Source organism: Rhizobium sp. CSW-27, assembly GCF_018760785.1.
Lineage (GTDB): Bacteria > Pseudomonadota > Alphaproteobacteria > Rhizobiales > Rhizobiaceae > Neorhizobium.
On sequence record NZ_JAHHZO010000039.1, the window covers coordinates 1 to 5,288 of the forward strand.

Sequence of the window (5,288 nt, forward strand, 5' to 3'; positions counted from 1 at the left end):
GGGCTTTCATTCCCGCTTCACACCACGCCGTTACCGACGTCGCATGGGGAAAGTGGCGACAGAGTTGAACACTACTCATGGACCCATGGGTCACTCCTTTCATGCGACCTTCACGTCGCACAGCCTGCTTGAACGTCATCCACATCGGGGAAGCGAAACCCCGCGACATCTGCTCCGACCACAGCAGGAGCACGTTCATCCCCGAGTAGGGCAGGCCGTTGTGGCGCACTGGCCTGCTGGTACGACCACTGGTATTGACGGCGCTCCATGGTTTGATCCAGGGGCGGACACCCTGTTCGAGATCTTCAACAATCCGGTCGGTGATCCGCGTGTAGATGTCGATGCGATCGCTATCCGTTTTCTTGACCACGACTTCTTTCTCCTTTTTTTCAAGACCGCGCCTGTCGCGGTCCGTCACGGAGGTCCGAAGCCAGGGGCCGATGGTGCGCCCATGCACCGGAACGGCTGCAACAGCGTGGAAGACGGCAAAGCCGTTTCATGGGCGCCCGGCTCCTGCAGGACAGCCGAGCGGGACGGGCCGCGACAGGCGCTTCTCCAACCCTTGATTTCGACATGACAAATGGCCGGCGCGTGCAGGCGCCAGCCTGAGAGCAGAGGAGATGGCGGGGTCGCCCCCGCCGATGGGGCTATCCGAAAGCGGCCATTTGAGCCTCGGCCGCCTTGCGGTCGAGGGATGCACCGGGGTTTTCGGCGGGGCGGTCGAACGGCTTCCAGGTTTCGCCGACGACCTGTTCGTAGGCCGCCACCGCGCCCTCGGCTGCCATGCGCAGCGCGTGGGACTGGACGCCCATGTCGGCTGCAAATTCCCGCTTGCGCTGGGCGCCGCTATCATAGCCGACCGGCCCGTCGAGATCCTCATCGCGGGCATCATTCGATGCCTTGGCCGTTGCGTCGCGCGCCTCACTGACGGCGCGGGAGTAGAACTGTCCGGCGCCATGCGCCGATCCGACGAAGGCCCCGACGATCCGTTGCAGATGGATCTGCATGGCCTTTTCGCCCAGGCCTTCGGAGAGGCTGTCGGCAGTCTCGACGATCAGCCGCTCATGCAGGCTGCGGATACCATCGCTGTCGACCACCGCGGTGCCGAAGCTTTCGGCGATCTTGTGCGCCTGGACGGCGTCGGGGCAGGAGAGGCGGACCATTTCGAGGGTGGTCCCTCGGCGGGATTGTGCCGATCGGGCGGTGGAGCGATTGGGGGTGGCGGGCTTGGCCATGTCTGTTCCTTCCGTGGCTGCCGAAGCGGTTCCGGCCCGTGCCGGTCTGCCCTTCGATGCGGGCACTCAAGAACCGGCAAAGGACGGGCGGCTTCACAGGTCCGATCCGACTGAACAAGCAGGACAGGTTTGCGGGCCAGCAGGGCTTGACCTGAGCAGACCGCGGGCCTGGCCTCGCGCCGGGAGGTTGGTTCGGCCGCTCCGCGGCGCGCCAGCGGCCTTGAAACGACCGGCCGCCGGTTCAGACCGCAACGAAAAGAAGGGCAGTCCAGCACGGGTCCGATATCAGATGCACGCCCACGAGGGACGATATGACCAAGCCCGCCACCCTGGGAGATGTTGTGGCTACAAGATGACCAGATGCCATCCAGCGCACAGCCCATTCGACGTCCACCTACCCCGCCACCGACGAAAAAGACGCATCACCGCAATGCTTGAGCGCGTCGATGATCTGCTCGTGCACCGCCAGCCTTGATGCGAGCGTGTCGAGTTCGCCCCACCGATCGAAAGCCAGGCGATCGGCCAGCTCCTGATGGTAAAGACGGAGAGCAGACCGACGGCGCGCCCGGCTCCGGACCTTCACGGTGATCGCCTGCCGCCCGGCGCGCGCTGCAATCTGCCGGGTCAGACAATTGAGATGCTGCAGGGTCTCACGCCGGGCGCCTATTGCCTTGTCCAGCGGCTCTAGAGCGAGGATGTCGATCATGACCCATCCTCCCGACCTCGCCAGCCGATGAAGGAGGACGGCCCATGATACTGGGCATGACGGACGGGATTTATGACGAATCCGAACCGACCACGCCCGGCATACTCGTCGCTCGGCACCAGGAAGCGACGCTCATCGTCGTCAGTTCGTCGGTTGCCGCCGACGACCGCCACGACCTCGGTCATGCTTGGGTGATGCTCGGAGAAGATCGCCGAGGTGACGACGTAGTCTGCCGCATGGCGCTGATAAAACGCGCGGCAATCCTTGATCCAGCTTTCGCCTTCGGTCAGCTTTGCGCCGTGGATCGCCTCCCATTCATCAGGCCAGGTATTGCGAATGGTCTTTTCCGCCGCGGCCCGCTCGTGAGCAGTGAACAGCTCCGGAAAGCTGAGCGCCACGATCGCCCATTCGCAGTCCTCTTCGTACCATGGGAGGTCCTTCCGCAACAGCGGATGGATTTTGGCATTGCGGTCGGCCGAAAGATGGAAGCCACCGTGGCCGGCCGTGCTATGGGCAACGACGCCATCGGCATAAATGACTGCCATCTGCGACGCCCCCCAAGGCGTGCTCGTAGACATGCGCGTCCGCACGCGGTTCAGTTCCGCCAGATCGCGCTTGTGACCGGCCGTCTCGGCAACGCGCGCTCGAAACTCATCCTCGTCGGCCACGCGCCCGTCGTGTCCGTTGAAATTGGCGCGCGTGAGTTCTGCCAGCGGCCGGTGAGCGGAGACGGCGCTCGCGAGGAATGCGAAGCCGTTGGGCGACGTGACCATAGCAAGGACAAGGTCACTGATGCGGGCGACAGGCATGCCGTCCGCGCTTGTGGCAAACTCCACCCTCGAAAGATCTGGGTTGGGTTCTTGCAAGTTCATCTGAAGGGCGGCGGTCATGCGGCCGCCCTCTGATCGAAATCCCGGTCGTGGCCATCGTCGGCCTCGGCGTCGGTGTCTTGCGGATCAACCTGATCCGCCGCCTCTTCAGCTTGCCGCCCATGTTCTTCAATTGGGTCGCTGGCACCACCGTCGTCGTCATCCCGGGAGCCCGTGCCGATGACGTCAGCGGTAGCACCTGCGCGAATCCAGTCGAGCAGTTCGTCCGCCGTCGGAGCGAAGCGACCGGAAGGATGGACGAAGCGTTTGCTCGCGAAATGCTCGACGAGCGCTGCGCGGGTTTCCCGGACCTTTTGCCGTGGCTGAATCGATGCCTCGGCGCAAGACGCTTCCAGCGCCTGACGCGACAGGCACAAGAGGAAGTCTTCCGAGCCCATGTTCGGTAAAAATTCGTCGGCGCCGATCGCCTCGCCGGCGATGCGCGCGACCATGCCGCTGTTCGACATGCCGCGACGGCACGAGAGCACGTCGATGAGGACCGAGCGAACGGCAACGCGTAGCGTGTCCTGATCGAAGGCGAGCTTGCCATGCTCATCGAACAAGCCGACCGCATGTCGCGAGAAACGCTTGCCGCCATAGAAGGTGCCACCCGCACCGGAGTCGACGCGGACGTTCTGTCCCGCGAAGGCCAGCACCATCAGCGCCATCAGCATGTCGTCCTCGATCGGCGCGCGACCGAGCGCATCGTGGAGCGCATCCGTGCGGAAATCGCCGATCATGTCGTGGCCCTTCTGGGTCACATCGGGCCGGACCTTCGGTGTGACGTTGGCGTCATCACCGCCACCGACAGAGCCGTCACCAGCACTGCTCATTGGCTTCGCCACCTCGGGCATGCGATAATGGATAGTCTGCACTTTGCCATCGCGATCGAGGTACATCGCAGCGTGGTCGAACTTGGACGGCTTGCCGTAGACTTGAGACGCCTTCTTCGGAATTTCCGGCTGGCCCCAGCTGTTGACCTCGACGATCGCACCCTTCTTCGGCAGATTGTTCGTCATCCATTCATGCTGGGCACCGAGGAACCCTTCGACGTTCGTGGTATAGCGACCATCCTGGTCGGCTGGCGCGAATAGATCCTCGTCCCATTCAATACCGTAGGCCTGAGCGAGATCATCTCCAAAGCTCGCATCTTTGGCATACATGCGCTTCTTGGTCAGGGCGTTGGCGATCTGCCACCAAGGCGCCGTGTCCCCCTTCTTCGGCTTGTGAGCTTTCCAGACCTCCTTCTGGTCGACCTGGCCGGCAGCCGCAATCACACGCAGCTGTTGCTCGTTCGGCATATCGCCCAGCGCCATCTGTTCGAGCATGGCCGGCAGGACATTGGCAAGGAGCCGGAGCTTGCGGATCTGGCGGACGGGAATGGCAAGAGCAACGGCGATTGCTTCCTCGGTCCAGCCGAGAGCAACGAGCCGTTCGATACCGCGCCATTGGTCGACGGGATTGAGGGCTTCGCGAACACTGTTCTCGACCATCGAGCGCATCGCGCCGTTATCGTTGGCCGCATCCACGACCAGGATCTCGATCTCTTCGAGACCGGCTGCGATTGCAAGGCGGACGCGACGATGGCCGGCGTCGATGATATAGCCGTTGCCCCCATCCGTTTCGGGTGCAACCACCGGCGGCTGGACGATGCCGACGGCCTTGATCGTTGCCAGCATCAACGCGTCTGCCTGCGGCGACGACTTCGACTGGCGCATCCGGTCGGGGTTTTCCTTCAGAGCGCGCGGGTCAACCTTCATGATCTGCATGGGACGGTTCCTTTCAGGAGAGTTCCGGACCGGCGCCTTGCCAGTCCTTCCTGTCTTCATTTTTTCTCGAAGACACCTCCCGGACCGCCGATCAGCCGGACTGACGCAACTGCGACCGAGCATCCCTGCCGCGAAGGACAAGCGGGGCTAACAGTCCTGCGAAGGACAAGTGGCCGGGATGGCGCAGGTGGCAGTTGAGCGACAGCGGCGGCAGGAGGACCGATCGGCGATAGGCAATTTCCTGTTTTCTGTCTCCCTTTCCTCCCATTTCAGGTTACTTTCAAACCGATGCACGTGAGTTGGAAAAATATTTCAGCGGCCGGCGATAAAATCCCAAGTTTCTTTCAAAGCCGGTTTGAAGTGGCCTCAAACCCCTCTTGAAGCCTCTTCAAAGTCCGAGCTTTTGGGCAAGAAATGCCATTTCTTGAATGAAAGGCCCCTTCGGGCGATATGCGGCAGCAAGGCAGCGCTGATTTCTTTGCTGCGAGGTGCGCCATGAACAACCCGATCGACTATCTGTCAATAAAGCTCCTGGGTATGGAGGCGTCCGCGAGCGGGCACTTTGCGATTGCTGCCGTGGTTTTAGAGCGTTTCCCTTTCATGCTGGATCGTAACCACATGATGTGAAGAAGTTGCGAGCCTCTTGTGGCTCGACGAGGTCAATCAGTTTCCCGATCCTGTCCCAAAGGCCAGTTACGGTGCGCTCTGC

The 5,288-nt window shown here is 62.3% G+C and carries 5 protein-coding genes and 1 pseudogene; all 6 read right to left on the minus strand.

The genetic code is table 11. The features are described from left to right. The coding region (locus tag KLP42_RS26295; protein WP_215571127.1) for an ArdC-like ssDNA-binding domain-containing protein at nt 1–370 on the minus strand (370 nt) is incomplete at its 3' end. A gap of 277 nt (nt 371–647) precedes the next feature. After that, entirely contained in the window at nt 648–1,235 is a 588-nt protein-coding gene (locus KLP42_RS26300) for a hypothetical protein (RefSeq protein ID WP_215571123.1), read from the minus strand. A 394-nt stretch (nt 1,236–1,629) separates the two neighbouring features. Then, entirely contained in the window at nt 1,630–1,941 is a 312-nt protein-coding gene (locus KLP42_RS26305) for a hypothetical protein (protein WP_215571124.1), read from the minus strand. Beyond that, a complete protein-coding gene (locus KLP42_RS26310; protein WP_215571125.1) occupies nt 1,938–2,831 on the minus strand; it encodes a DUF7007 domain-containing protein in 894 nt (297 codons plus the stop codon). Before KLP42_RS26310 ends, KLP42_RS26305 begins: the two co-directional genes overlap by 4 nt. Then, entirely contained in the window at nt 2,828–4,579 is a 1,752-nt protein-coding gene (locus tag KLP42_RS26315; protein WP_215571126.1) for a ParB N-terminal domain-containing protein, read from the minus strand. Before KLP42_RS26315 ends, KLP42_RS26310 begins: the two co-directional genes overlap by 4 nt. Before the next feature lie 598 nt (nt 4,580–5,177). Beyond that, nucleotides 5,178–5,288: pseudogene (locus KLP42_RS26320) on the minus strand (IS630 family transposase); the annotation flags it as partial.

Excerpts from the sequence above, each read along its gene's own strand:
- KLP42_RS26310 (WP_215571125.1), bottom strand. The coding sequence starts at position 2,831 with ATGACCGCCGCCCTTCAGATGAACTTGCAAGAACCCAACCCAGATCTT.
- KLP42_RS26300 (WP_215571123.1), bottom strand. The coding sequence starts at position 1,235 with ATGGCCAAGCCCGCCACCCCCAATCGCTCCACCGCCCGATCGGCACAA.
- KLP42_RS26315 (WP_215571126.1), bottom strand. The coding sequence starts at position 4,579 with ATGCAGATCATGAAGGTTGACCCGCGCGCTCTGAAGGAAAACCCCGAC.
- KLP42_RS26305 (WP_215571124.1), bottom strand. The coding sequence starts at position 1,941 with ATGATCGACATCCTCGCTCTAGAGCCGCTGGACAAGGCAATAGGCGCC.